The following is a 25,758-nucleotide window of genomic DNA, read 5'->3' as shown; positions in this document are numbered from 1 at the left end:
ATGCGTGGCGGAAAGGCCGGCGCGGAACGCCCTTGCCGGCCGAGGGAGGGTTCACAGGCGCTCGCCGGTATCGGCGGCGAAGAGGGAAACCTGCTCGGGATCGAGGCCCAGGCCGACGCGCTCGCCGCGCGTGATCCGGCTCGTCCCGGTCGTGCGCACCTGCAGGGTATGGGTGCCATCGGAGCACCACAGCACCGTGTCGGCGCCCATCGGCTCGACAATGTCGACGCCGAAGCCCTGCCAGAGGCCCGCCTCGGCGAGCGCCAGATGCTCCGGCCGCACGCCGAGCACGACCTCCTCGCCGACGGGCGGCGCGCCGTTGAAGGCATAGCCGGCGAGCGGCAGGCGCAAGGTGTCGGCGACGAAGGACAGCCCGCCGCCCTCGGCCTCGAGCCGGCCGTTGAGGAAATTCATCTGCGGCGCGCCAATGAAGCCGGCGACGAAGAGATTGGCCGGCCGGCCGTAGATCTCGGCGGGCGAGCCGATCTGCTGCACCTTCTGGTCGCGCATGACGACGATGCGGTCAGCGAGCGTCATCGCCTCGATCTGGTCATGGGTGACGTAGATCATCGTCGCCTTGCCGAGGCGTGCGTGCAGACGCTTGATCTCGACGCGCAACTCGTTGCGCAGCATGGCGTCGAGGTTCGACAGGGGCTCGTCGAAGAGGAAGACGGCGGCATCGCGCACGAGCGCCCGGCCGATGGCGACGCGCTGGCGTTGACCGCCCGAAAGCTGGTCCGGCCGCCGGTCGAGCAGGTGGCCGATTTGCAGGAGTTCCGCCGCCTGCGCCACCCGGCGCCCGATCTCCGCCTTCGGCGTCTTCGCCATTCGGAGGCCGAAGGACATATTCTCGCGCACGCTCATGCGCGGGTAGAGCGCGTAGGACTGGAAGACCATGGCGATGCCGCGGTCCTTCGGCTCCTCCCAGGTCACATTGCGGCCGCCGATGAAGATCTGGCCGTCGGCGACGTCGATGAGACCGGCGACGGCATTGAGCAGCGTGGACTTGCCGCAGCCGGAGGGGCCAAGGAGGACGACGAACTCGCCCTCCTCGATGTCGAGCGAAAGCCCGTCGAAGACGCGCACCGCCTCGAAGGCGACGGAGACGTCACGGATGGAGACAGCCGACATGGATCATCCTTTCACTGCGCCGGCGGCGATGCCGCGGACGAACCAGCGCCCGGAGACGAAGTAGACGACGAGAGGCACCAGCGCCGCGAGCATGGTGGCGGCCATGTCGACGTTGTAGGCGCGCTCGCCCTGGGTGGAGTGGACGATGTTGTTGAGCTGCACCGTCATCGGCAGGTTCTCGCGGCCGGCGAAGGTGAGCCCGAAGATGAAGTCGTTCCAGATGCCGGTGACCTGCAGGATGGTAGCGACGACGAGCATCGGCACCGACATCGGCAGCATGACGCGGAGAAAAATGGTCCAGAAACCGCCGCCGTCGATGCGCGCCGCCTTGAACAGTTCGATCGGGATGCCCGCATAGTAGTTGCGGAAGAGCAGCGTCATCGTCGGCAGGCCGAAGATGACATGCACCAGCACGATGCAGGTGAGCGAATTGTAGATGCCCATCTGCGAGAAGATGCGCACCAGCGGATAGAGAAACACCTGATAGGGGATGAAGGCGCCGACGAGCAGCACGCCGAAGAGGACGTTGGCCCCTTTCACCCGCCAGAACGACAGGGCGTAGCCGTTCACCGCGCCAAGCGCGATGGACAGGATCACCGACGGCACGAGGATGCGCACCGAGTTCCAGAAACCGACGCTGATGCCGTTGCAGTCGAGCCCCGTGCAAGCGGACGACCAGGCCTTGCCCCACGCTTCGAGCGTCGGCGCCATGGGCAGCGCGAGGATGTTGCCGAGCCGGATCTCCTCCATCGGCTTCAAGGAGGTGATGAGCATGATCCACAGCGGCAGGAGGAAGAAGACCGCCGCCGTGAGGAGGAAGGCATAGAGGCCGATGCGGCCGGGCGTGAGGCGGCGCGGCCGCGGGCCGCTGGGCAGCGACGCGCTCATCAGCGCCTCCCCTTGCTGCGGACGTAGCGGGCGTAGATCCACGGCGCGATGATGATGACGACGGTCACCAGCATCAGCGTCGCGGCGGCGGTGCCGAGCGCGATGTTGTTGCGCTCGAAGAGGTGGTCCATGACGAACTTGGCCGGCACTTCGGTGGCGATGCCGGGCCCGCCCCCGGTCATGGCGACGACGAGGTCGTAGAGCTTCACCACGCTGATGGCGAGGAGCACTGTGGCGGTCACTACCATCGGCCGCAGCAGGGGCAGGACGATGGAGAGGTAGTAGCGCCAGGGCGGCACGCCATCGACGCGCGCGGCCTTCCACAGGTCCTCGTCGACGCCGCGCAGGCCGGCGAGGAGGATCGCCATGGTGAGCCCCGCCCCGTGCCAGATGCCGGCGATGACGAGGGTGTAGATCGCCATCTCCTGGTTGACGAGCCAGTCGAAGGTGAAATCGGAGAAGCCCATGTCGCGGACGAGCTTCTCGAGCCCGAGGCCCGGGTTGAGGAACCACTGCCAGGCCACGCCCGTCACCACGAAGGACATTGAATAGGGAAAGAGGAAGACGGTGCGGAAAGCACCCTCGCCCTTCACCCGTTGGTCGATGAAGACCGCGAGCAGAAAGCCGAGCACGAGGCAGCCGGCGATGAACAGGACGCCGAAGATGACGGTGTTCTGCGCCGAGACGACGAAACGGTCGTTGAGGATCAGCCTCTCGTATTGCGCAAGGCCCACGAAGTCGAACTTCGGCAGCAGCGTCGAGCTCGTGAAGGACAGCCGCACGGTCCACAGCATGCAGCCGACATAGACGACGAGCACGATGAGCGCCGTCGGCACGAGGGCGAGCGCGGCGGGAAGGCCTCGTCCGATGCGCGGGCGTGCCGCTGGCGCCGCAGCGCCGGTGGCAGCGGCACGGACGGTGACGGTAGCCATGGGACCTCCTCCCGGTTCCGCCCGCCTCCCGCAGGAGCGCGCGGCGGCTTGCGTTGGCAGAGGTTGGAACAGGCGCGAGGCCGATCCGGGCAATGGCCGGACCGGCGCCGCCGGTCAGCTCGCGCTGCGCATCGCCGTGACGACCTTCTCGACGAAGGCGTCCGCCGACATGGAGGACGTGTTCCAGTACTGGGTGATGGCGTCCTGCATGGCGCCGGTGAAGTTCGGCGTGCTGATGATCTCCGTCGCTTCGACCTGGTTGGCGGGATCCTTGAGCACGGCGTGGGACTTCTGGGCGCAGGCGTCCATGCTCGACACGTCGACATCGAGACGCACGGGGATGGAGCCCTTCTTCTTGTTGAAGGCGAGCTGGGTCTCAGGGTCGAGCAGTACCGCCGCCAGTTTCTGTTGGGCCGCCTGGGCACCGGCGTCCTTGGTCACCGGGAAGACGAAGACGTCGCCACCGATGACGAGTTTGCCCTCGCCGACGATGGTGCAGCCATATTCCTTGCCGGCCGTCTGGCCGGCGGCGATGAACTCGCCCTTCGCCCAGTCGCCGTTGAAGTGCATGGCCGCCTTGCCGGTGATGACGAGTGAGGCGGCATCGTTCCAGTTGCGCCCCGGGCTGCCGGGATCGACAAGGCCGCGCATCTTGCCGTAGAGCTCGGCCACTTCCTTGAACTTGTCGCTCTTGGCGGCCTCGACGTCGCGGGCACCGTAGATCTTGCGGAAGAGGTCCGCACCGCCATGGCCGACGAGGAGCGCGCTGAACAGGTTGCGCTCCCAAGTGGGCTGGCCGCCGAGCGCAATGGGAATGACGCCCTTGGCCTTCAGCTTCTCGCCCGTCTCGATGAGTTCGGGAAAGGTCTTCGGCGGTTCGAGCCCGGCGTCCGCGAAGATCTTGGTGTTGTAGAACATCCAGTTCTGGCCGTGGATGTTGACGGGCACGGCGTAGAACTTGCCGTCGCGGACGGTCGCCTCGATGATCGGCTTCGGCATCAGCTCGCGCCATTTGCCGGCCTGGGCGATTGCCTCGACGTCGACGAGGAGGCCGTTCTCGATGAGTTCGTCGAACTGCTTGCCAGTGTTGAACTGCGCCATGGTCGGCGGATTGCCGCCCACCATGCGGTTGACCGTTGCCGCGCGGGCGTTGACGCCGCCGGCGATGGCGTTGTCCACCCAAGTGCCGCCGGCCTTCGTATAGGCGTCGGCGAAGACCTTGACCGCGGCGGATTCACCGGCCGAAGTCCACCAGTGCATCACCTCCGCCTTCTCCTGTGCGAGGACGGGCGTGCTGCAGAGCAGAGTGAAAGCAAACGTGCACGCTGAAAGGCGTGAGAACGAACCCATGGCTTCCTCCCAGAAGCGTTGCGATCGATGTTTGTAATCGATTACATTTTTTCAGCAGGTTGGGACGGAAGCCGGCTGGTGTCAAGCGTGAATCGATGCTCCGGGTCGGCTCGCCCGGCCCTGTCCTCGGTCCCGGCGACGCTCATCGGGGCTCGTGGCGAAAACCGCCGGCTCGCACAGGCGTTTGTTGGCCCGGATGAAACCCGTGCGCGGGTTGGGCGGCTGGTGTCCAGGGCGGCCATGCCGGCGGCAGATGCTGGTGCAAGGTGCAACGAGCGCTATAGTTCTCCGCGGCGGGGGCGCCGGCAGGTTTGCTCCCGATCACGGCCTCTGCGTTCGAAAGGCTCGGAATGATCGTCTCACTGCCGGGCATCAGCACAAGGCGCGGTCGCCTGCGATCGCTCCTCCTGCTCCTTTGCGCGCTGTCTGCCATGGACAGCGCCAGCCGCCCGGCCGTTGCGCAAAACGTGATCCACGTCTGCCATGGCTATGGCTGCTGGTTCAGGGCCAGCCTTGTCCTCGATGCCGCCGATACCCGGCGCTTCGCTGCCATCCTCGCGAGGGGACGTCGATCCCCGGCCGCCGAGCGCGCCGCGATTTCGGACGCCGTGCGCCATTTCGAGCGCCGCGCCTTCGACGTGATCGGCATCCGCGATGAGCCGCGCTCGCGCTTCGGCGCCTCGGGCGAGCCGGGTCAGATGGACTGCATCGACGAATCGACCAACACGCGCGCCCTCCTCCTCTATCTCGCGGAGCACGATCTCCTGCGCCATCACACGGTCCGATCCGTTGCCTCGCGCGGCTTCCTCATCGACGGCCGGTATTTTCATTCCACCGCCGTCATCCGCGATACGGGCGGCACCGACTGGGCGGTCGATTCCTGGTACGCCCCGATGGGGGGAGCGCCCGACATCCTGCCGCTCAGCGAGTGGAGGGTGCAGGGTCTTTCTAGCCAGGACGCACGGCGGCGAACCGGTTGACCTGCAGGCGCAACCTATCGCAGGAACGCTCCCGGGGATTCCACACGACCCCGACGGTGTCGAGAATGCGTCGGAACGATCGGCTATCGAGAGATTCGGCACCCCGTGAGACCGAAACCGCCCGGTGCCGGTGCAGAACGACGGCGCGAAGGACAGCGGCATGCAACCCGTGATCGACAGCGAAAGGCTCACCGGCATTATAGACTTCATCCAGGCGGCCGAGCGGCTGAAGGACACGCTGCGCAGCGGCCGGACGTCGAACGGCCGTGCCGAAAGCACCGCCGAGCACAGCTGGCGCCTGTGCCTGCTGGTGATCATGTTCGAGAAGGAACTGGCCGGCTGCGATCTGCATCGCCTGCTCAAGCTGTGCATCGTGCACGATCTCGGCGAGGCGATCGCGGGCGACATCCCGGCGATCGCCCAGCGCGCCGACGACGGCAGGGCCAGCCGGGAGCGAGCGGACCTGATGCAGCTCTGCGCGCCCCTGCCCGCGGACCTTAATCGCGACATCCTCGCCCTGTGGGATGAATACAATGCTGCCGCGACGCCGGAAGCCATACTGGCCAAGGGCTTCGACAAGCTGGAAACGATGCTCCAGCACAACGTCGGCCGCAATCCGCCCGGCTTCGACTACGCCTTCAATCTGGACTATGGCGTGCAGCATACCGCCCGCCACCCGCTTCTGGCGGAGATACGCGCTCTGGTGGATGCGGCGACCCGAGCGCGCATGCGCGTGTCCGGCGACATCGCACGCTGATCGAGCTGACGGGCGACATGCAAGAGGGAGTGCCGATGACCGAAGGATGGCCGGAATCAGCCGAGGCGTGGGCCGCCAGCCTTGGCGAGCGTGGCGACTTCGGCCGGGTATTCGTGCTCGACGGGCCCATGCTGGAGCGTGTTCGCGGGCGAGGCTTCGCACGCGCGCTTGATGTCGGCTGCGGCGAAGGCCGCTTCTGCCGCATGCTGGCGGAGCTTGGCATCCGCGCGGTTGGCATCGACCCGACGCGGGCGCTCCTCGAAGAGGCGCGGCGCCGTGACCCGGGCGGGGATTACAGGTCGGGGCGGGCGGAGCAACTCGCGTTTCCAGACGCCGCTTTCGACCTCGTGGTGAGCTATCTGACACTGATCGACATCCCCGACGCCGCGGCCGCCATCGCTGAAATGGCGCGGGTGCTTCGGCCCGGAGGGACGCTGCTGATCGCCAATCTCAACAGCTTCAGTACGGCCGGCCTGCCGGACAGCTGGCAACCTGATGCGAGCGGACAACTCCGCTATGCGATCGACAATTATCTGGAAGAGCGCGCCATCTGGGTCAGCTGGCGCGGCATCCGCATCCGCAACTGGCATCGCCCCCTCAGCACCTATATGGGCCTGTTGATTGAGAACGGGTTGACCCTGAAACATTTCGCTGAACCGGCACCACACGGCGGCCCGACGGAGACGGCCGATCGCTACAGGCGGGTGCCCTATTTCCATATCATGGAATGGGAAAAGCCGACGGCCTGACGGAGGCGACTCGTTTCGCCACCAACCGCGCGAACCGGCAACGGTGGCAAGTCCAATGCGTGCTGGTGAGGCGGGCCCGACGATCGAATTGCAGGCGCCGCAGCTGTTGGCCGTGAACAAGGCCGCCAGCGCTCCTCCTCGGCGCTCGCCGTTACCCGCGCGTGCGAAGCGAGCTGTGGCGCCCCCGAAAGCGCCTTAACGCCCCGCATTCCCACGGTCGCAGGACGCCTTTCCACGTTCGCTCAAACGCCGGCTCCCATGTGGAGCCCCGATTGAAGGGGGACCACTCCTCGGGAGCAGGACCTCATGCAGATGCAGCAATCCGTGCCCGGCACCACCAGCGGCAGCGCCGCCCCGGTGCCGCTGCGCGCACTCCTCGCCGCGGCCGGTGCAACGACAGCCATGGCCTTCGGCTTCGGTGCCCTCGCGCTGCCGTCGGTCTTCATCCGGCCGCTCGAGGCCGAGTTCGGCTGGTCGCGGGCGGACCTCAGCCTCGCCTATACGCTGTCCACGGTCGGCATGGCGCTGGGCGGGCTCTTCTGGGGGCGCCTGTCCGACCGGCTCGACGCCCGCATTCTCCTCGCCTTCGGCTCGGCCGCGATGGTCGCCGCGCTCGGCGCCTTCGCCTTCGCTCAGTCGCTCTGGCATCTCCATGCCGCGAGCCTCGTGCTCGGCGGGCTCGGCTTCGCCTGCCTCTATGCACCGGTGCTGTCGGTCACTGCCCTTTGGTTCGAGCGTCGCCGCGGCCTCGCCATGGGCATCGTCACCGCGGGCGGCGCGCTCGGCCAGGGCGTGATGCCCTACACGGCCAACCTGCTCATCGACAGCGTCGGCTGGCGGCCGGCCTATGCGATCCTCGCCGCAGCGACCCTGGTGGCGCTTGGCCTCCTCATGCCGTCCGTCCGCCGCCCGCCGGTCGCCATGGCTCCGCCGGCACCGGCTGCCGGAACGGGATCAAGCGGCGATGGCCGCCCCTCGCCCGTCCTGCTGCTTGCGGCCGCGGCCTTCCTGTGCTGCGCCTGCATGGGCTTTCCGCTCGTGCACCTCGCCAGCTTCGTCACCGCGGTTTGCGGCTCGTCCGATCTCGGATCGACGAGCCTGCTCGTGGCGATGCTGTTCGGCACCGTCGGGCGCGTCGCCTTCGGCCTCCTCGCCGATCGGATCGGCAACCTGCCCGCCTATGCGACGGCCTCGTTCATGCAGACGGCATGCGTCGCGATCTATCCCCTCCTCGACAACCAGATCAGCCTTCTCGCGCTCTCGGCGGTGTTCGGCTTCGGCTTCGCCGGCAACATGACCTGCCTCATCCTGTGCGTGCGCGAATTGGTACCGGCTGGACGCTTCGGCCAGGCCCTCGGCACGGTGATGATGGTGGCCTGGGCCGGGATGGGGGTCGGCGGCTATCTCGGCGGACTCGTCTACGACGGCTTCGCCAGCTACACGCCCGCCTTCCTCATCGCCTTCGCGGCCGGCGTCGCCAATCTCGCCACCATCGCCATGCTGGCCGCGGGCGCGACGACACGCGGCAAGGCCGCCCCGAGCGGCCTCGCGCCGGCCCCGTCGCCGAGCCGTTGAGCCCCCCTTCGACATCGACTCCCCAGACAAGGATGATGGCAATGACATCAGCGCCTTACGAGAGCATCCTCGACACGATCGGCAACACGCCCGTCGTTCGCCTCACCCGCATTCACGAGGGCGGCGGCGCGCTCTTCGCCAAGCTCGAGGCGCTCAATCCGGGCGGCTCGGTCAAGGACCGGCTGGCCTCGGCGGTCATCGCCGAGGCCGAGCGGACCGGCGCGCTGCAGCCGGGCCAGACGGTGGTGGAAGCGACAAGCGGCAACACGGGCATCGGCCTCGCCATGGTCTGTGCCCGCAAGGGCTACCCGCTCGTCATCGTGATGCCGGAGAACGCGAGCCTCGAGCGGCGCAAGCTGATGCGCTTCTTCGGCGCGCGGGTGGTGCTGACGCCAGCCGTCGAGCGCGGCAGCGGCATGCTCGCCAAGGCGATCGAGCTGGCCGAGACGCACGGCTGGTTCCTGTGCCGGCAGTTCGAGACGCCGGTCAATGCCGCCATCCATGCCCGCACGACGGCGCGCGAGATCCTCGAGGCCTTCCGCGACCGTCCGCTCGACTACTGGGTCACGGGCACGGGAACCGGCGGCACGCTCGCGGGCGTGGCGAGCGTGCTCCGGCGCGAGCGGCCACAGACGCGCATCGTCGTCTGCGAGCCGGACAATTCCACGCTCCTGTCGAGCGGCATCACACAGAACTTCGACGAACGCGGCATGCCGACCCGGGCGCACACGCGCTTCCGCCCCCATCCGATGCAGGGCTGGAGCCCGGATTTCATCCCGCAAATCGTCGGCAAGGCGATGGCCGAGGGCCTCGTCGACGAGATCGTGCCCGTCTCCGGTGACAGTGCCCTCGCAGCCGCCCGCCGGCTCGCCGCGGACGAAGGCATCCTCGCCGGCATCTCCGGCGGGGCGACGCTCGCCGGCGCCATCGAGGTGGCGCGCCGGGCCGGGCCGGGCCGGAACGTCCTGTGCATGCTGCCCGACACGGGCGAGCGCTATCTGAGCACCATCCTGTTCGACCACATCGCGGAGGACATGTCGCCGGAGGAGGAGGAGATCTCCCATTCGACGCCCGGCTACCGCTTCGACCGGCCACCGTCCTTCGCGGCCTCTCCGGCGACTCCCGGCGAGGTCAGCATCGACCCGGCGGCCCATGCCTTCGTCGACGAGGCCATCGGCGATCCCGACCATCCGGTCGTCATGTTCGCCCTGATTTGGTGCGAGTTCTGCTGGAGCATCCGGAAGCTGTTCGACCGCGCCGGCATCGCCTACCGGTCCATCGACATCGATGCGCCCGAACGGCAGAGAAACGCCATGGACGGGGAGATCCGCAAGGCGCTCCGGGCGCGCATCGGCTCGCCGACCATCCCGCAGGTCTTCGTCGGCGGCCGGCACGTGGGCGGCTGCACGGATACGCTCGCCGCCTGGAAGGACGGCTCGCTCAGCGCGCGCCTTGCAGCGGCGGGCATCGGCCACGATCCCGGTGCCTGTCCCGATCCCGACAGCCTCCTGCCGCTATGGGCGCGCGCAAAGGCCTGAGGCGGCGCCCGGGGGCTTAGCGTCCCCTCCGGCGAACCAGGAAAAGGGGAGCGGCCTTCGCCGCTCCCCTTTTTCACGCTTTGCGCGCCGCGACCTGGATTCCAACGTTTCCGCCTCCCGAGGCCGGCGTGACGTCGCATTTTCCACCCTTGTTCACACGGCGCGTCACACGGCGATGGCCGAGACATGACGATGGCCGCGGCGAGACCCGGCCGCCAGTTCCTCCCCACCCCGGAGCGCGACATGCACACCACGACGCACACCACCGCCATGACGATGGACAAGCCGGCCCGGAAGGAGCCGCCGCCGCCGCGCAACGGCGTCGACACGCCGACGCTGTTCGCCACCATCAATGCCGTGGCCGGGCAGGCGGAACTGGCGCGGTTCCGCTTCCGCGCCCGCAGCCGCTGGGTATCGGGCACGCACAGCGTCAGCACGATGAAGGACTTCTTCGGCGCCGGCGCCGAGCAGTCCCACGCCACCGCCCACGAGGCCCATGGCGACCATCCGGCCGTCCTGTGCGGGGCGGACCAGGGCCCGACACCGGTCGAGTACCTCCTGAGCGCGCTTGCCGCCTGCCTCACCTCGGGCATCGCCAATATCGCAGCCGCCCGCGGCGTCACGCTGCACAAGGTGGAAGCGACCGTCGAGGGCGACATCGACCTGCGCGGCATCCTCGGCCTATCGAAGGAGGTCCGCAACGGCTACGAGGGCATCCGCGCGCAGCTCACCGTCGCCGGTGACGCGCCGAAGGAAAAGCTCGAGGAGATCGTGGCGCAGGCGCGTGCCCGCTCGGCCGTGTTCGACGTGCTGACCAACGGCGTGCCGGTCACCGTCGGCATCAGCGCCTGACGCATTCGCGACAAGCACCCTCCCCCCTCGCCGGCGCTATTGCCATGGGGCCGGCGATTTTCCGCGGGGCCTTCCTCTCATGCGTTACACCGATATCGTCATCATCGGCGCCGGTCAGGCCGGCCTCGCCATGAGCCACTGCCTGAGTGCGCGCGGCATCGACCATGTCGTTCTCGAACGGGGACGTGTCGGCGAACGTTGGCGCAGCGAGCGCTGGGATTCGCTCAGACTCCTGACGCCGAACTGGATGACACGGCTTCCCGGCGGCGGCTACGACGGGCCGGATCCCGACGGCTTCATGACCATGCCGGAGACCGTCCGGTTTCTGGAGAATTATGCGCAGCGCATCGCCGCGCCGGTCGAAAGCGGCGTCGATGTCAGATCCGCACGGCGCGTGAGCGCCGGATATCGCATCGTCACGGATGCGGGGGAATGGGCCGCGCGCGGCCTGGTGATCGCCACCGGCCACTGCGACCTGCCACGCGTTCCCGCCATGGCATCGCGCCTTGCGCGGCATATGGCGCAGGTCGTGCCGCGCGACTATCGCCGAGCCGACCAGCTTCCCGAAGGTGGCGTCCTCGTGCTCGGCGCCTCGGCGAGCGGCATCCAGCTCGCCGAGGAGATCCACGCCTCGGGGCGGCCCGTCACGCTCTCCGTCGGCCATCACACGCGGCTGCCGCGCCGCTACCGCGGGCACGACATCCTGTGGTGGCTCGACCGACTCGGCAGCCTGCGCAAGGCGAAGGCGGAGATGCACCCGGCGGCCACCCTGCGCGAAGAGCCGTCGCTGCAGCTCGTCGGCAGCCCCGACCATCGCTCGATCGATCTCGCGATCCTGCAGCGCAGGGGCGTGCAGCTCGTGGGACGGGCAATCGGTGCCTGCGGCCGGCGCATGCGCTTTGCCGGCGACCTGTCGCAAACCACGGCCGCGGCGGACCTGCGCCTCATCCGCATCCTGAACAGCATCGACGAAATGGTCGAGAACGGAACCTTCCGCCGGGCGACAGCGCACGAGCCGGCCGAGCCGATCCTGCTTCACGATGGCGGTGCCGAGATCGACCTCGACCGGGCAGGCATCAGGACCGTCGTCTGGGCGACGGGCTACCGGCGCAGCTATCCGTGGCTGCACATGCCGGTTCTCGATGCCCGCGGCGAGATCGTCCACGACGGCGGCATCTGCCCGCTCGCCGGGCTTTACGTGCTCGGCCTCCACTTCATGCGCCGGCGCAACTCGAGCTTCATCGACGGCGTAGGGGCGGATGCCGAGGCGCTTGCCGCGCACATCGCATGCCATCTCGGCGTGCGCCGCCGCACCGCGGCATGAGGAGAAGAAATCCAACAGTCATACCGCAGAAACCGACGTTCTCTTCAACGGTCACGCTCACGTTCAACCCGGATAAGTGTCGCATCGGCGCCCTTCAGTGCCCCGAAGAATGGAGACGACCATGAGTGTCCTCGACCATGTAACGCCGTTTCACGCCAGCCGGCATGCTCGCTTTCCGTCTCTTCGCATCGTGGCGGGAGCCTTTGCCGACATGCGCCGCTTCTTGCACCTGCAGCAGGCCCGGCGGGACCTCCACGAGCTGCCCGACTACCTGCTCCTGGACGTCGGCATCGACCGCTCGCAGATCGACGACGTGACGGCCTTCAGCGAACACGGCCTCTCCGGCCGCGACCGGTACTGAGGAACGGCCTCCGTGAAGATGGCATCGCACCCCGGCCACCTTGCCGGCCACGTCGTCGCCCTGCACTGCTCCGGCGGCGGAGGCCGGCAGTGGCGCAGGCTCGCAGAGCGCCTCGCCCCCGACCATCGCCTCATCGCGCCCGATCTCATCGGCTCCGACGGAGGCGGCGCGTGGGAAGGCCAGGCAATCTTCTCCCTGGCGGACGAGGCGGCGAGCATCATCGCCCTTATCGACCGCCTCGAGGGGCCGGTGCATCTCGTCGGCCATTCCTATGGCGGGGGCCTGGCGCTCCACATCGCCGCCCGGCGGCCCGAGCGGCTGGCGAGCCTCAGCCTTTACGAGCCGTCCGCATTTCATCTCTTGAGGACGATGGGCCCACCCGGCCGAGCGGCGCTTCGGGAGATCCAGGCGATCGCAGGCGCCATCCACACGGGCCTCTCCGAAGGCTCCTGCCGGGCGGCGGCGGAGCGCTTCGTCGACTACTGGAACGGCGCCGGCGCCTTCAGCACCATGCGCCCGGACCTGCAGGCGAAGCTTGTCGGCTACCTGCCGAAGGCGAGCCTCGACTTTCGCGCCCTCATCCACGAGTCGACGGCGATGAGCCGGTATCTTGGCTTCCCCTTCCCGGTCCTCCTCCTGCGCGGCGAACATGCGCCGGCACCCACGCGGCTCATCGCCGAGGAACTCGCCTCGCGCCTTGCGGCCACGGCCCTGGAGGTGGTGGCCGGCGCCGGGCACATGGGTCCCGTAACCCACGAGACGCTGGTCGCGGAGCGCATCGCCCGTCATGTCGCGCTGGCTGGCGCAGCCGCTACCCGGTCGCAAGCCGCATGATCGGGCTCGGCCTCGCCCGGTCCCCGAAAAATCGTCGGGCGCCGGGCGATGCTACGTCGTGATCGCCCTCGCGGCATGATCCTCGGCGGCTCTTTGCACCGTCCGCCGCTCCGAAGCGCCGGCGAGGCGCTCGCGCAGGCCCATCTCGCCATAGAGCGCGTTAGCCTCCGCGAGGGTCGCGGCGGCGAGAGCGGGATCGATCCTGCGCTGGGCGTGTCCGAGGGTTCGCAGCGAGCGGGCAAGTTCAGGCCGCAGTTCGCGCCGCCGTGCAAGGGCGCAGGCCTCTTCCAGCCAGGTCACAGCGGACCGCGCCGGCTTCAGCGCGGCGAAGCCGCGCAGCACGAGGATCTCGCTCCACGGGTCGTCGCGCTGGCGGGCGAGTTCACGCGCATGGGCGAGATTGGCCGCGGCCTCCGGCTCGCCCAGGCGTGCGCGCAGGCCGGCTAGCACGGCCCGGGCGTGACATTCGAACTGCGGCAGGTCTATCCGCTCGGCCTCGGTGATGGCCTTCTCGAGCGTGACATAGGCTGTCTCCATCTCGCCCAGCATGAATTCCGCGTGGCCGAGAATGGCGAGCAGCCATCCCTGCACGAGCAGCCGCCCGCTGCTGCTTGCCTCCGACACAGTCTGCCGCAGACGCTTCACGACCTGCGCGTCGGGACCGCGCAGGACCTCGACGACCCCGGTGAAATAGACTTCCGCGCAGCTGTCGACGGGCCGCGCCACCTCGCTGACCACTTGACGCAGCTCGGCGAGCGTCAGGTCGGCCGCATCGAACAGGCCGAGGCGGGCCTGCGCCTGGGCACGATGGCCGAGATACCAGACTGATCGCGCGCCGATCTGCCCGAAGCGCTCCAGGCGCCAGAGCCTGGTGAAGCGCTCCTCGTGCGGGGCAAGGCGCTCCAGCACCTGCCGCGCCCTGCTGCGCAGGATGAGGGCCTGCGCGGCGGCGAGATCGGATTCGCTGATGCAGCGCTCGACGCCGTTGGCCGTGGCCGCGCGATTCAGCGTCTCCGCAGGCTCCAGCGCCTCCTCGAAGCGGCCGTGCGAGCTGTTGAGATAGCTCAGATGGAGGAGAACGTCGGAGATGCGCTGCGGATCCCCTAGCTCCATCGCGAGCTCGCGCGCCTCCAGGAGCGGGCCGAGAGCCTTGTGATAGTCGCCGAGTGCGCCATAGGCCGGGCGCATGCGCACGCGCAGGTCGATCGCCTGGGCGAGCGTCTCCGGCGTCCGCGGCAGGGCCGCGATGGCCTTGCGTGCCTTCTCGAGGAACCGCGCCGCCGCCGCATAGGCCGAACGCTCCTCGGCCCGGCCCGCGGCGATGAGCAGGTAGTGCGCGGCCGGCTCCCACTGCTCGGCGCGAAACGCATGTTCGGAGAGCTGCTCGATGTGGTGGGTCAGCGAGCCGGCATAGAGCCGTTCCATCGCCGCAAAGACGCTTCGGTGCAGTTGCCTGCGGTCCTCCAGCAGCAGCGAGTCGTAGGCGACGTTGAGGGTCAGGGCGTGCTTGAAGGTGTATTCGACATGCGGGAAGCTCTGCACCTCGAAGAGGAATTCGAGCTCTTGCAGGCGGGTGAGCGCCGCATCGAGATAGGCCCCGGCCATGAGGTGCTGCAGCAGCGGGCGCGGCACGTTGCGGCCGATGACGGCGGCAACCTGCAGCACCTGGCGCTCCGTATCGCCGAGCTGCTGGATGCGGGCGGCGATAACCGACTGCACCGATGAGGGGACGACCACGTCGGTGACGGGGCTTCTCGCCTCGAAATGGCCGGGCTGGCCAATGAGGGCGCCGCTCGCGGCCAGCGCCCGCACCATCTCCTCGAGGAACAGCGGCGTGCCATCGGCCCGCTCGGTCAGGAGCGCGCGCAGGTCCCCGAGGCTCGGGTCGGAGCCGAGCAGCGCCGTCAGGAACGCGTCCATCTCCTCGCGCACGAAACGCTCCAGCCTGATCTGCTGGAACGAGCCCCTGCGTGCCCAGCCGTGCCGGTAGTGCGGCCGATAGGTGGCGATGAGCATGATGCGGTTGGCGCCGATCGCATCGACGAGGCGGTTCACGATGGCCTCGCTCTCCGCATCGATCCAGTGCAGATCCTCCACCAGCAGGGCGAGCGGCGCCTGCCGGCTCACGGCGATGAGGAAGGCGCTCATCGCCGCGCAGACGCGGGCCGTCCGCTCGCGCGCATCGAGCCGGTGCCAGGCCTCGTCCTCGACCGGCATGTCGGCGAGAAAGGACAACGGCGCGCCGTGACCCGGGTCGAGCGCAAGCTCCGCCTGCCGGCGCAGGAGGCGATAGCGCGCCTCCTCCAGCGTGTCCTCGCCGCGGATGCCGCAGGCGGACAGCAGCAGCTTCTTGGCGACGCCGAGCGAGACGCTGGCATCGAATTCATGGCCGCCGCTTTCGAGAACGGCAAAGCCGGCGACCTCGTCGAGGGCGAGGAACTCGTGCGCGAGGCGCGACTTGCCGAGGCCGGGATCGGCAACGATGCCGACGACCTGCCCATGGCCCTCGCGCACGCGCCGCCAGGCCGTGATGAGGCTCTTGAGCTCGGCCTCGCGCGCGACGAGGCCGGTCAGTCCGCGGTTCGCCCTGCGATGCCAGCGGGACAGGGCGTGGTTCTCGCTGACGAGCTCATAGGCCCGCTCGTCCCGCCCGAGTTGCGGGTGTTCGGCATGGCGCATCCGCTGCATCTGGAGATAGCCGCCGGCTGCCGTTCGCGCCCGGGCCGTCGCGGCGATGGTCGCTCGCCGCAGCGCGCGCATCAGGCGGTTCGCGGACCGCGTGGCGACGCCGTTCACCTCGACCCGGATGCCGTCCGGTCCGGGCGTCTGGCGCACGATGACCTCGCCCGTGTCGATCCCGGCCCTCAGCCGCGCACCGCCCTGCGACAGCTCCTCGACCGCGAGCCGCGTCGCAAGCGCCGCCCGGCAGGCGAGGAAGGCGTGGTCCTCCGTCGCCCGTGCCAGGCCGAAGGTCGCGCTGACCATGCCGTCGAGATTGGCCGTGACGACGCCGCCGTGCTCCTCGATCACCGCCACCAGGCGGTCGTAGATCGGCTGCAGCTCGCACTCCGCGGTCTCGGGATCGACGGTCTCGACGGCATCGAGCGGGCTGACGACCTCGGCAGCCAGCACCGTGACGTACTGGCGGGACCGGTCGATACCAAGGCGCGCCGGCGGCTGGGAAAGCTTCTGCGTTTCTTCCGGATCGGCAAGGAAGCGGCGCGTCTCCTCGAGGAAAGTGGCGAAGGCCGGCTCGTGCGCCAGGAGCACGTGGTTGGCGCTGTCGAGCGCGAGGAAGCGCGCACCCGGCATGCTGGCGGCGAGCGCCTTGCCGTGCTCGAAGGGGATCACCGCGTCGCGGGTGGCATGCATGACGAGCGTCGGCACGCGGATCCGCGGCAGGAGATCCGTCACGTCGATCTCGCCGCCTTCCTCGAAGATCCGGTGCGCCACCTCGGGCGAGACGGTGTCCCGCTGCAGATCGTTGTACCAATCCTTCTGCTCGGGCGTCGCCTCGGGGATGAACATGAAGGTGAACATCTGGCGGAAGACCGGGTCGTCCTGTCCCCAGCCCTCGCGCATCAGGGCACTCATCGCCTCGCGGCGCGCCACCTCGCGCGGGTCCCCGCGCCTGCGCCAGCCCTGGCTGAAGCCGCCGTAGAGCACCATGCCGGCCACGCGCTCGGGATGGCGCGCGGCATAGGCGATCGACGTGGCGCACCCGTGCGAGATGCCGAGCAGGAAGACGCGGCGCAGGCCCGCGGCGTCGATGATGCTCTCGAGATCGGCGATCATCGCCTCGAAGGTGAGATCGGCCGGGTCGCGGTCCGACAGGCCGTTGCCGCGCTGGTCGTAGCGCACCAGCCGGAAATTGGCCGAGAGCCCCTCCATCCAGTGCTTCCACACCGGGCTGTCCCAGTCGCGCTCCAGATGCGACATCCAGTGGGCGGCGCGGACGAGGGGCGGCCCCTGGCCGCTCAGCGCATAGGCCAGCCGCACGCCGTCGGGCGTCGCGCAGCGACGGATTTCCTGGGCCAGCGGCGTGGCTGCGGCCGGGCCCTGCGGCTCCGCCTCCCTCTCCTCGCGGGCCTCGACAGGCGCAGCCTCGCCCTCCCTGGCCTGCCGCGGCTGGACCATCGCGATCCGGCGGGCAGCCTCTCCGAGCCGGCGGATGTCCGTGCGCACCGTCTCGTCGTCGGGCTCGAGGGCCTGCAACATGCGGGCGTGGACGAGCGCGCGCTCCGGCTCGTCCGCCAGACGGTCGATCAGGATGCGCAGGAGACGCAGGCGCGTGACGTCGAGCTCGTCGCCGACGGCGATGCGCCAGGCCTCGAACTCCGGGCAGCGCGGCAGCGAGAGATCGTCGAGGAAGCGGCCGCGGAAGGCGCCGGCGAGCGCCTCCAGGCTTTCGGTGCCGAGCGCTTCGATATCGCGGATGCCGAGGCCGCGCAGCGGCGCCACATCGAGGACCAGACCGTCCTTGTTGAGATAGACCGTGTTGCGGTCGGCCTCCAGAACGCCGCCCTCGCCGTTCTCGACGATCTGGCGGATCTTCGACAGGCTCCAGCGCAGCGCACCGCGCGGGTCGTCCGGGATTTCCCAGAACATCTCGCACAGCCGCTCGCGCCGCTGCGGCCTGTCGGTCATGGCGAGATAGGCCAGCAGCGCCCGCGTCTTGCGCGACGGCGGCAGGGACACGGCCTCGCCGGCGCGAAGGACCGTCAGGTCTCCAAGAACGCGGATATCGAGCGACACGGCATACTGCCTCTACTCGTTTCAAAATGTACCAATTGCGGCGGAGGGCTGAAAGTTATCATTCGGCCAGCGCTGCCGGGATGTGCCGCAGCGCACCCGACGAAACCCGCACCCCGTGCGCCGGAGTGGGAACGCTCGCCGGCTCGGCGGCTCGCCAACACAGTCGAGGAAGGATGGCGCCAAGATATTGACGCTGCCGCTCGCGATCGGCACGCTATCTAGTAGTCATGGTCTCTCGAATCGTCCTGAAACGAGAGCTAAGAGGGAATCCGGTGCGCCGAGCGGCAAGGCCGGAGCTGCCCCCGCAACTGTGAGCGGCGAGCCAATCGTCCATCTCGTGTCACTGGAGCCCGCGGGCTCCGGGAAGGCCGGACGAAGGCGACGATCCGCGAGCCAGGAGACCTACCGTGACTGGAACGAAACGTCCTCGGGCGGGGTGTCCCGGTGGGTCGCTTGGGTCGTCGGGACCACGGCGTGAGCCGTCGACGCCATCCTCGCATCCGCCCGGCCTTTGCGCCCGATAATGGGGTTTGAAGCCGGTGTCTTTGTCCGTGGAAACCGAACGCCATCAACCAGATCAGGTCCGAGAACCCGCATCTGTGGACCGGCGCCTTCCAGGACGAGTTCAGGACGATGCTGAAGCAAGCGGCCGAGAGCGAGGCAGCCTGCGGGACGGGACACCATACCGCGCGGCTTCCTCGGGCTGAACGCGCCGCCGTGCGACCAGCATGCACTTCATCGCCAACCGCTGCTACGCAGCCACCTGTGTATGGCGCGAATGCCGTGCAAACGATCTTGCGCCGGTACCCGGCGTGACATAGTGAATGTTATAACATTTCATTTTGCTGCGACGCGCCCTGCTTTCAGCCATCTGCGCCGCTCCCGCACGGGATGGACGGCAAAACCAGATGGCCTGTTTCCCAAAAAGGACCATGACCTTGCCAACCAGCTTCCTCCGTCCCTTCCTCGGGGCCTGCGGTGCAGCCGCCCTCCTGGCGCTTGCTCCACCTGCCGTCGCCGGGCAGACACAATATCCGCTGACGGTGAAGAACTGCGGCCGTGACATCATCTTTACGCAGGCGCCGACGCGCACGGTTTCCGTCGGCCAAAGCTCGACGGAAATCCTTTACCTCCTTGGCCTTGCGGAGAAGGTCGTCGGTACGGCGGTGTGGCTCGGGCCGGTGATCGAGGGCTACGAGGAGGTCAATGCCACCATCCCGCGGCTCGCCGACAACGATCCGAACTTCGAGAGCGTGCTCGGCGCGAAGCCGGACCTCGTCACGACGCAGTTCCAGTGGCAGATCGGCCCGCAGGGCGTGGTCGCGACGCCCGAGCAGTTCGCCGAGCTCGGCATCCCGGTCTACACCTCCCCGGCCGATTGCATCGGCAAGGACAATTCGAGTGGCGGCGACGGCGTGCGCACCACCAAATTCTCGATGGAGCTGATCTATCAGGAGATCGACGATCTCGCCCGCATCTTCGACGTCAAGGAGCGGGGCGACACGCTGATCGCAAAGCTGAAGGCCCGCGAAGCGGCGGCCCGGCAGAAGATCGCCTCGCTCGGCGGCAAGGTGTCGGCCGTCTTTTGGTTCTCCAGCGCCCAGCTCGACATCGATCCCTATGTCGCGGGGCTGAGCGGCGCACCGGGCTACATCATGGCGACGCTCGGGGTCCGCAACGTCATCGAGAGCAAGGAGGAATGGCCGACGGTCGGCTGGGAGACGATCGCGCGGGCCAATCCGACGGTCCTCGTCGCCGGCCGGATGGACCGGCGCCGCTACCCGGCCGACGACATCACCGTGAAGCTGAAATTCCTCGAGAGCGATCCGGTCACGCGCCTCATGCCGGCGGTGAAGGACGGCCGCGTCATCGTCATGGACGCCCAGGCGATGAACCCGACGATCCGCACGATCGAGGGCATCGAGGTTCTCGCCGATGCGCTCGAGAAAGCCGGTCTCGTCCAGTGACGTCGCTACAGCTGTCCCCGGTCGAAGTTGACGCGGGCCGGACAAGGCCGGCGCTCGCGCCTTTGCGCTTCGTTGCGGATGGACTCGTCGCTGCCGCGATCCTGACGGCCGCGCTCGCGCTCGGCGCGGCCGTGGGCGAGACGTCCATTCCGGTTGAGACGGTGGCCAAGACCGTGGCCAACCGCCTGTGGAGTGCGGGCTATGCACTCGATCCCATCGACGAGGGCATCGTCTGGAACTACCGCATCGCGCGCGCCCTCGTCGCGGCCTGCTGCGGCGCCTCGCTCGCCTTGGGCGGCGTCGTGCTCCAGTCCCTGCTCCGCAACGCGCTTGCCGACCCGTATATCCTCGGCATCTCGGCGGGCGCTTCGAGCGGGGCGGTCGCGGTCGCCATCCTCGGCCTCGGCTCCGGCTTCGTATCGCTGTCGCTCGGCGCCTTCGCCGGAGCGCTCCTCGCCTTCGGCCTCGTCGCGCTGCTCGCGCTCGGGGCCGGACGGGGCCCGGCGGCCATCATCCTCGCGGGGATCGCCGGCTCCCAGCTCTTCAACGCCCTCACCTCCTTCGTCGTCACGAAATCGGCGACGGCCGACCAGGCGCGCGGCATCATGTTCTGGCTGCTCGGCAACCTGTCAGGCGTGCGCTGGCCCGATGTGTCGCTCGCCGTGCCCGTGGCGCTCGGCGGGCTCCTCATCTGCCTCCTCCATGCACGTGCGCTCGATGCCTTCGCCTTCGGCTCCCGGTCCGCGGCATCGCTCGGCGTGCCGGTGAAGCGCGTCTATGCGGTGCTCATCGCCGCCTGTGCCTTCATGACGGCGACCATGGTGAGCATCGTCGGCTCGATCGGGTTTGTCGGGCTCGTCATTCCGCATGCGGCGCGCCTCATCGTCGGCGTGCGGCACGGGCGACTGCTGCCCGCCTCGGCCCTCATCGGCGCAACCTTCATGATCGCGGCGGACGTCCTGTCCCGCACGGTCATTCCCGGGCAGGTCCTGCCCATCGGCGTCATGACGGCGCTCGTCGGGGCGCCCGCCTTTGCGCTGATCCTCATACACAGGCCCGTTGCCCGATGATCTTGAGCGCACAGGATCTCGTCTGGAGAGCCGGACGGCGGGCCATCGTCGACCGAGTGTCGCTCGATGTAACGCCGGGCGAGTTTCTCGGCCTCGTCGGGCCGAACGGTTCCGGCAAGACGAGCCTGATTGCGATGCTCGCAGGCCTGCGCGCGCCGGTCTCGGGCACCGTCACCCTCGCCGGCACGCTCCTCAACCACATGAAACGCCGCGATCTCGCGCGACAAATCGCCCTCGTCGAGCAGCAGGCGGAAACGGCGGAGCGCCTGACGGCCCGCGAAGCCGTCGCGCTCGGCCGCACGCCGCGTCTGAGCGCCCTCTCCCCCTGGTCCTCGCGCGACGACGCGATCGTCGACAAGGCGATGGCGGACGTCGACATGACGCATCTTGCGTCGCGTTCGTGGCAGACCCTGTCCGGCGGCGAGCGCCAGCGGCTCCACATCGCCCGCGCGCTCGCGCAGGAGCCGCGCATCCTCATTCTCGATGAACCGACCAACCACCTCGACGTCGAGCACCAGATCGGTCTGCTCGACCTCGTCCGCTCGCAGGACCTCACCGTGATCGCGGCGCTGCACGACCTCAACCACGCGGCAATGTTCTGCGACCGCATCGCCGTCATGCAGGCCGGCCGCCTCGTTGCGCTAGGCAAACCTGCCGACGTCCTGACGAGCCGGCGCCTCGCCGAGGTCTTCAAGGTCGACGCGAGCGTCGAAATCGATGCCGCCGGCTCCTGCTTCATCCGTTACCGGCACCCTGTCGCGGTGCCGCGCGCGCGGCATGCAGCGTCCTGATCAGTGCCTGGACGCCCGCAGCGGCATGACGTTGGGGCGTCCATCACCGGCCAGGGCGACGGAGGCCTCGACGCCGAAGACCTGGGCCAGCATGGCCTCGTCGATGACGTCGGCCGGGGTGCCGAAGCGCGCGAGCCGGCCGTTGCAGATGACGGCCACCGCATCGGCGAAGCGGGCCGCCATGTTGAGGTCGTGCAGCACGACGAGCGTCGTCAGCCGCCGCGCGACGGTGAGGCGCCGGACGATCTCCAGCACCTCGAGCTGGTGGCGCACGTCGAGCGCGCTGATGGGCTCGTCGAGCATCAGCAGGCGCGGCTCGGCTGCGAGCGCCTGGGCGAGGAACACGAGCTGGCGCTGGCCGCCGCTGAGCTCGCCCAGATAGCGGGCGGCGAGCCGGTGCAGGCCGAGCTCGGACAGGACGGCGTCCACCGCCGCGAGATCGGCCTCCCCGACGCGCAGGCCGAGCCGGCCCAGCCGGCCGAGCAGCACCGTCTCCAGCACCGTCAGCGCGGCGCGTGCGCCGATGTCCTGCGGCATGTAGCCGATGCGCCCCGGCCGCCGGGCCTCGCCGTCGAAGGTGATGGACCCGGCGTGCGGCACGAGGCCGGCCACGGCCTTCACGAGGGAGGACTTGCCCGAGCCGTTCGGCCCGAGAACGGCGAGGATCTCGCCGGGCCCGGCCGAAAGATCGAGCCCGTCGATCACCTGTGTCGGGCCGTAGCGCACGGCGAGATGCGAAATGGCGACTTTCACCAGAAGGCCCTCCGGCAGGACACCGTCAGCCAGACGAAGAAGGGCACGCCGACGAGCGAGGTGACGATGCCGATCGGCACGACCGCGCCCGGCAGCACGGTCTTGCTGGCGATCGAGGCGAGCGACAGGAGAAGCGCACCGAAGAGCGCCGAGGCCGGCAGGAAGCTGCGCTGGTCCTCCCCCATCAGCATGCGCGCCACATGCGGCGCGACGAGGCCGACGAAGCCGATGGTGCCGACGAAGGCCACGGCGACGCCGGTCAGCGCCGAGACGAGGGCGAAGCAGCGCAGGCGCAGCCGCCGCACGTCGACGCCGAGGCCACGGGCCCGCTCGTCGCCGAGCTTGAGGGCCGTGAGCCGCCAGGCGTCGCGCATCAGGCACGGCACGCAGGCGACGAGCACCAGGAGGATGATGGCGAGCTTGCCCCATGTCGCCTTCTGCAGGCTGCCGAACAGCCAGAAGACGATCTGCTGCAGGGCCTCGGGCGAGGCCACGAACTGGAGGAGCGACAGCAACGCCTGGAACAGGAAGAGGAGTGCGATGCCGCCGAGCACCAGCATCTCGGGCGAGGCGTCGCGCGTCTGGCCGATGGCGTAGACGCCGGCGCAGGCGAGCGCGGCGAAGAGGAAGGCCATGACGGGAACGGCATAGGCCTCCGGCACGGGCAGCGCGACGCCGATGACGATGACGAGCGCGGCGCCGAAGCCCGCACCCGCCGAGACGCCGAGCGTATAGCTCGACGCCAGGGGGTTGTTGAGGATGGTTTGCATGATCGCCCCCGAGAGCCCGAGCGCCGCGCCAACGACGAGCGCGACGAAGGCGACGGGCAGCCGGATCGACCACACGATGGCATCGACCGAGCGCTCCACCGCCATACCGGCGAGGGAGCGCACGACATCGGCCGGCGAGAGGAAGGCCGGGCCGGTCGCGACATCGAGGACGAGGCTCGCGACGAGCCCGAGGCTGCCGGCGAGAAGGACCATGGCGCGGCGCCGCGCGATGGCGCCGTGCAGGGCCGCGATGCCTTCGGCCCGGCGTTGCGCCAGCGGCGCGAGGAGCACGTCAGTCATGGCCGTAGTCCAGCATCCAGGTGCCGCTGAAGGGGATCGGCAGGTACTTCTCGTGGTAGTCCCGGAAGGCCCCGACCGGATCGACGTCGGCGAAGGCGGCGGGATAGAGCAGCTTGCCGATGAACTGCATCGCGACGAAGTCGTAGAGCGTGCGGCACAGGCCGTGCTCGATGGCGGCGATCCGCCCCTCGCGGATGGCGGCAAGGTCGGACCAGCCGGCCCGTTCGGCATAGGGACGCAGGGTGGCGCGCGTACCGTCCGGCGTCATGTCATAGCCGGTGCGCACGGCCTTCGGCCGATTCACCCAGGACGAGCCGGCGATGAGGATGAGGTCCGGATCCTCGGCGATGACGGTCTCGGGATTGAGCTGCCCCCACGGACCGGGCAGCCGGCCCTCGGCGAGGTTCTCGGCGCCGAGGAGCGTGATGATCCGGCCCCACATGGTGCCGTTGTAGGTGTTGCCCACGGTGTCGGCGCCGCCCTGCCCCAGTTCCACATAGACCTTGGGGCGTGGCTTGCCGGCCCGCTCGCTTCTGGCCCGCTCCACCCTGGCCATGATCTCGGCGTATTCGCGCCGATAGAGGTCGGCGAGCTCTTCCGCGCGTTCCTCGGCCCCCATGACCCGGCCGATGGCCCGCGTCGAGGCGACATGCCGTTCGAGCTCCTGGGCGTTGTAGTCGATGACGACGATGGGGATGCCGGCGCCCTCGATCTGGTCGCGGGCCGTCGTCAGCGCCTTGTAGGCCCATTCGGAGAGGAAAAGGACATCGGGCTTCAGCCCGATCACCTTCTCGGCGCTGAAGCTGCCGTCGTCGGTGTGGCCGATATCGGGCATGTCGGCGAGGTTGGGGATGACCGCCTTGTAGCGGGAGAAGATGGCCGGTCGCCAGCCTTCCCACGGCGCACGCGAGATGCCGACGACGCGGCGCCAGCCTTCGAGCCCGGCCACGGCCGTGAATTCCTCGAAGTTGAAGTTGACGGCGACACGCGCGACGGGAAGCTCGACCGTGACCTTGCGGCCGAGCGCATCGGTGATTTCGGTAGGGGCCGCGCCCGCCGCGAGCGGACAAGCGATGACGACGGCTGCCGCGAGCAGCCTCGAAACGGTTCTGAACATGGATGCCTGCCTTGCCGGCCGTGCTGGCCGGCGCTGTTCCGGGAAGACACGCAACGTGGCGCTTCGGGTGGGAAGGCGTTGCGATGGGACAGGGGGACGGGCGCTGTCGCCCGTTCAGGCAGCGGCCGGCGGCCCGCGTGGACAGGCGGGAGAATGCCAGGCGAGGAAGCCGCGCGGCTCGTCGCGATGGTTCGCGAAGGCGATGCGGTCCTCGATGCGGTAGGCGACGGGAGTGAAGGCGTTCGCTGCCGGCGGCACGGCGCTGCCCGCCAGGGAACATCCGGCGATGCAGCAGTTGAAGCGCCCGTCCGTCGCAGGGGTGCCCTCGTCCTGCTGCATATCCATGGTGCCGGGAGCGCAGAGCATGAAGGCAATGTCGCCGTCCGGGCCTGAGACGGCATGGACCTCGACGGCAAGGCCTGTAAGGAGCGACTGCAAAACGAAGAGATAGGCCACGACGACCGCTATCCAGCGTCGCGTTCCCGTCCCCTGCCGTCTGCGCCTCATTTGCACGCACCGTCCCCCGGTTCACCGGCGACATTAGCATCGCGCCGGTGCGGCTCAACAGGACCTCGCTGCGGCCCAACGCCGCCTCGCCCTTTGACATATGCTTAGCACTGGGAGCGCGAGCGTAATTGATGTCGCGCAACCGCCAGGGAGAGAGTTATGTCATTAGATAAAGCAATTTTTAAATAATGTCCGACAAGTCACTTATATAAAATCATAATTCATTCTTTGAACGCGAACCGATCGCATTTAATGGAGGCGATCGCGCCAGAGCCGTCCGGCAGGTCTCTTGTGCCTCTCCAGCGTGTCAACAATCGAGGAGACCGCAAGGGATGGGGTCCCCTAACCGCCGCAAAGGCTGATGCCCCCACGCTGCTCGGATCTTCATCGGCGAGGACGAGCGCTTCAATGGTCGCCCGTCTACGCGGATATCATGCTGAAAGCCCTCTCACCCTTC

Annotated in this window: 21 protein-coding genes, 1 pseudogene and 1 riboswitch; of the genes and pseudogenes, 13 read left to right on the top strand and 9 right to left on the bottom strand. The window is 68.7% G+C overall.

All coding sequences use genetic code 11. The features are described from left to right. Positions 1–51 precede the first annotated feature (51 nt). The 4 genes from P2T65_RS08340 to P2T65_RS08325 all read right to left on the bottom strand — a co-directional run bounded on the left by P2T65_RS08340 (position 52) and on the right by P2T65_RS08325 (position 4,301). Positions 52–1,131: an ABC transporter ATP-binding protein gene (locus P2T65_RS08340; RefSeq protein WP_063186391.1), complete on the bottom strand. Its 1,080-nt coding sequence runs from the start codon at positions 1,129–1,131 to the stop codon at positions 52–54. A gap of 3 nt (positions 1,132–1,134) precedes the next feature. Next, the gene (locus tag P2T65_RS08335; RefSeq protein WP_063186389.1) at positions 1,135–2,019 is read right to left on the bottom strand and encodes a carbohydrate ABC transporter permease; all 885 of its coding nucleotides are present in this window, start codon (positions 2,017–2,019) and stop codon (positions 1,135–1,137) included. Continuing rightward, on the bottom strand, positions 2,019–2,951 hold the full coding sequence (locus P2T65_RS08330; RefSeq protein WP_055458264.1) for a sugar ABC transporter permease: 933 nt from the start codon (positions 2,949–2,951) through the stop codon (positions 2,019–2,021). Before P2T65_RS08330 ends, P2T65_RS08335 begins: the two co-directional genes overlap by 1 nt. A gap of 114 nt (positions 2,952–3,065) precedes the next feature. Beyond that, positions 3,066–4,301 carry an ABC transporter substrate-binding protein gene (locus P2T65_RS08325; protein ID WP_063186387.1) on the bottom strand — a complete coding sequence of 412 codons (1,236 nt, stop codon included), beginning with the start codon at positions 4,299–4,301 and terminating at the stop codon, positions 3,066–3,068. 431 nt (positions 4,302–4,732) lie between these two features. Between P2T65_RS08325 and P2T65_RS08320 the strand changes: the two genes are divergently transcribed. The 9 genes from P2T65_RS08320 to P2T65_RS08280 all read left to right on the top strand — a co-directional run bounded on the left by P2T65_RS08320 (position 4,733) and on the right by P2T65_RS08280 (position 13,271). Then, a complete protein-coding gene (locus tag P2T65_RS08320) occupies positions 4,733–5,281 on the top strand; it encodes a hypothetical protein (protein WP_245280474.1) in 549 nt (182 codons plus the stop codon). 160 nt (positions 5,282–5,441) lie between these two features. Further along, positions 5,442–6,038 (top strand): HD domain-containing protein, encoded by a 597-nt coding sequence (locus P2T65_RS08315; RefSeq protein WP_055458492.1) that lies wholly within the window; start codon positions 5,442–5,444, stop codon positions 6,036–6,038. A 35-nt stretch (positions 6,039–6,073) separates the two neighbouring features. Further along, positions 6,074–6,787: a class I SAM-dependent methyltransferase gene (locus tag P2T65_RS08310; protein WP_276199636.1), complete on the top strand. Its 714-nt coding sequence runs from the start codon at positions 6,074–6,076 to the stop codon at positions 6,785–6,787. A gap of 306 nt (positions 6,788–7,093) precedes the next feature. Further along, complete coding sequence (locus P2T65_RS08305; protein ID WP_063186382.1) at positions 7,094–8,362, top strand: MFS transporter; 1,269 nt, start codon at positions 7,094–7,096, stop codon at positions 8,360–8,362. Positions 8,363–8,403: 41 nt separating this feature from the next. Further along, positions 8,404–9,900: a cysteine synthase A gene (cysK, locus tag P2T65_RS08300; protein WP_276199575.1), complete on the top strand. Its 1,497-nt coding sequence runs from the start codon at positions 8,404–8,406 to the stop codon at positions 9,898–9,900. A gap of 192 nt (positions 9,901–10,092) precedes the next feature. After that, positions 10,093–10,752 carry an OsmC family protein gene (locus P2T65_RS08295; RefSeq protein ID WP_276199574.1) on the top strand — a complete coding sequence of 220 codons (660 nt, stop codon included), beginning with the start codon at positions 10,093–10,095 and terminating at the stop codon, positions 10,750–10,752. A gap of 79 nt (positions 10,753–10,831) precedes the next feature. Continuing rightward, a complete protein-coding gene (locus tag P2T65_RS08290) occupies positions 10,832–12,076 on the top strand; it encodes an NAD(P)-binding domain-containing protein (protein ID WP_063186378.1) in 1,245 nt (414 codons plus the stop codon). Between the two features lie 121 nt (positions 12,077–12,197). Further along, complete coding sequence (locus P2T65_RS08285) at positions 12,198–12,437, top strand: DUF1127 domain-containing protein (RefSeq protein WP_186437972.1); 240 nt, start codon at positions 12,198–12,200, stop codon at positions 12,435–12,437. Between the two features lie 18 nt (positions 12,438–12,455). Next, positions 12,456–13,271, top strand: coding sequence for an alpha/beta fold hydrolase (locus tag P2T65_RS08280; protein WP_276199635.1), 816 nt, complete (start codon positions 12,456–12,458; stop codon positions 13,269–13,271). Positions 13,272–13,322: 51 nt separating this feature from the next. Here the strand turns inward: P2T65_RS08280 and P2T65_RS08275 are convergent, their stop codons facing one another. Beyond that, positions 13,323–18,026, bottom strand: coding sequence for an alpha/beta fold hydrolase (locus tag P2T65_RS08275; RefSeq protein WP_276199573.1), 4,704 nt, complete (start codon positions 18,024–18,026; stop codon positions 13,323–13,325). A 211-nt stretch (positions 18,027–18,237) separates the two neighbouring features. Further along, a riboswitch (cobalamin riboswitch) is annotated at positions 18,238–18,451 on the top strand. 136 nt (positions 18,452–18,587) lie between these two features. On the opposite strand from P2T65_RS08275, the pseudogene P2T65_RS08270 reads away from it, so the two are divergent. The 4 genes and pseudogenes from P2T65_RS08270 to P2T65_RS08255 form a co-directional block, all read left to right on the top strand. Next, positions 18,588–18,772: pseudogene (locus P2T65_RS08270) on the top strand (ribonucleotide-diphosphate reductase subunit beta); the annotation flags it as partial. A 186-nt stretch (positions 18,773–18,958) separates the two neighbouring features. Next, positions 18,959–19,993, top strand: coding sequence for an ABC transporter substrate-binding protein (locus P2T65_RS08265; protein ID WP_276199572.1), 1,035 nt, complete (start codon positions 18,959–18,961; stop codon positions 19,991–19,993). Positions 19,994–20,055: 62 nt separating this feature from the next. Next, positions 20,056–21,063: an iron ABC transporter permease gene (locus P2T65_RS08260; RefSeq protein ID WP_276199571.1), complete on the top strand. Its 1,008-nt coding sequence runs from the start codon at positions 20,056–20,058 to the stop codon at positions 21,061–21,063. Continuing rightward, positions 21,060–21,854, top strand: a complete 795-nt coding sequence (locus P2T65_RS08255; protein ID WP_276199570.1) for an ABC transporter ATP-binding protein — start codon at positions 21,060–21,062, stop codon at positions 21,852–21,854. The genes P2T65_RS08260 and P2T65_RS08255 overlap by 4 nt, the downstream gene beginning before the upstream one ends. On the opposite strand, the gene P2T65_RS08250 is transcribed toward P2T65_RS08255, so the two are convergent. The 4 genes from P2T65_RS08250 to P2T65_RS08235 all read right to left on the bottom strand — a co-directional run bounded on the left by P2T65_RS08250 (position 21,855) and on the right by P2T65_RS08235 (position 25,250). Further along, positions 21,855–22,607, bottom strand: coding sequence for an ABC transporter ATP-binding protein (locus tag P2T65_RS08250; RefSeq protein WP_276199569.1), 753 nt, complete (start codon positions 22,605–22,607; stop codon positions 21,855–21,857). Further along, positions 22,604–23,677: an iron ABC transporter permease gene (locus P2T65_RS08245; protein ID WP_276199568.1), complete on the bottom strand. Its 1,074-nt coding sequence runs from the start codon at positions 23,675–23,677 to the stop codon at positions 22,604–22,606. The genes P2T65_RS08250 and P2T65_RS08245 overlap by 4 nt, the downstream gene beginning before the upstream one ends. After that, a complete protein-coding gene (locus tag P2T65_RS08240) occupies positions 23,670–24,794 on the bottom strand; it encodes an ABC transporter substrate-binding protein (protein ID WP_071923785.1) in 1,125 nt (374 codons plus the stop codon). Before P2T65_RS08240 ends, P2T65_RS08245 begins: the two co-directional genes overlap by 8 nt. A 114-nt stretch (positions 24,795–24,908) precedes the next feature. Beyond that, positions 24,909–25,250, bottom strand: a complete 342-nt coding sequence (locus tag P2T65_RS08235; protein ID WP_063186353.1) for a hypothetical protein — start codon at positions 25,248–25,250, stop codon at positions 24,909–24,911. Between the last annotated feature and the right edge of the window lie 508 nt (positions 25,251–25,758).

Origin of the sequence: Chelatococcus sp. XZ-Ab1, from assembly GCF_029309855.1 — a bacterium.
Lineage (GTDB): Bacteria > Pseudomonadota > Alphaproteobacteria > Rhizobiales > Beijerinckiaceae > Chelatococcus_A > Chelatococcus_A sambhunathii.
Note: the sequence above shows the minus strand (reverse complement) of the source record. Positions and strands in the feature narration are given on the sequence as shown.

Bases quoted from the DNA above. Each gene is read 5' to 3' on its own strand.
- cysK (WP_276199575.1), top strand. From the start codon at position 8,404: ATGACATCAGCGCCTTACGAGAGCATCCTCGACACGATCGGCAACACG.
- P2T65_RS08290 (WP_063186378.1), top strand. From the start codon at position 10,832: ATGCGTTACACCGATATCGTCATCATCGGCGCCGGTCAGGCCGGCCTC.
- P2T65_RS08315 (WP_055458492.1), top strand. From the start codon at position 5,442: ATGCAACCCGTGATCGACAGCGAAAGGCTCACCGGCATTATAGACTTC.
- P2T65_RS08265 (WP_276199572.1), top strand. From the start codon at position 18,959: ATGACCTTGCCAACCAGCTTCCTCCGTCCCTTCCTCGGGGCCTGCGGT.
- P2T65_RS08305 (WP_063186382.1), top strand. From the start codon at position 7,094: ATGCAGATGCAGCAATCCGTGCCCGGCACCACCAGCGGCAGCGCCGCC.
- P2T65_RS08255 (WP_276199570.1), top strand. From the start codon at position 21,060: ATGATCTTGAGCGCACAGGATCTCGTCTGGAGAGCCGGACGGCGGGCC.
- P2T65_RS08335 (WP_063186389.1), bottom strand. From the start codon at position 2,019: ATGAGCGCGTCGCTGCCCAGCGGCCCGCGGCCGCGCCGCCTCACGCCC.
- P2T65_RS08280 (WP_276199635.1), top strand. From the start codon at position 12,456: ATGGCATCGCACCCCGGCCACCTTGCCGGCCACGTCGTCGCCCTGCAC.
- P2T65_RS08310 (WP_276199636.1), top strand. From the start codon at position 6,074: ATGACCGAAGGATGGCCGGAATCAGCCGAGGCGTGGGCCGCCAGCCTT.
- P2T65_RS08240 (WP_071923785.1), bottom strand. From the start codon at position 24,794: ATGTTCAGAACCGTTTCGAGGCTGCTCGCGGCAGCCGTCGTCATCGCT.
- P2T65_RS08330 (WP_055458264.1), bottom strand. From the start codon at position 2,951: ATGGCTACCGTCACCGTCCGTGCCGCTGCCACCGGCGCTGCGGCGCCA.
- P2T65_RS08285 (WP_186437972.1), top strand. From the start codon at position 12,198: ATGAGTGTCCTCGACCATGTAACGCCGTTTCACGCCAGCCGGCATGCT.
- P2T65_RS08325 (WP_063186387.1), bottom strand. From the start codon at position 4,301: ATGGGTTCGTTCTCACGCCTTTCAGCGTGCACGTTTGCTTTCACTCTG.
- P2T65_RS08320 (WP_245280474.1), top strand. From the start codon at position 4,733: ATGGACAGCGCCAGCCGCCCGGCCGTTGCGCAAAACGTGATCCACGTC.
- P2T65_RS08295 (WP_276199574.1), top strand. From the start codon at position 10,093: ATGGCCGCGGCGAGACCCGGCCGCCAGTTCCTCCCCACCCCGGAGCGC.
- P2T65_RS08245 (WP_276199568.1), bottom strand. From the start codon at position 23,677: ATGACTGACGTGCTCCTCGCGCCGCTGGCGCAACGCCGGGCCGAAGGC.
- P2T65_RS08340 (WP_063186391.1), bottom strand. From the start codon at position 1,131: ATGTCGGCTGTCTCCATCCGTGACGTCTCCGTCGCCTTCGAGGCGGTG.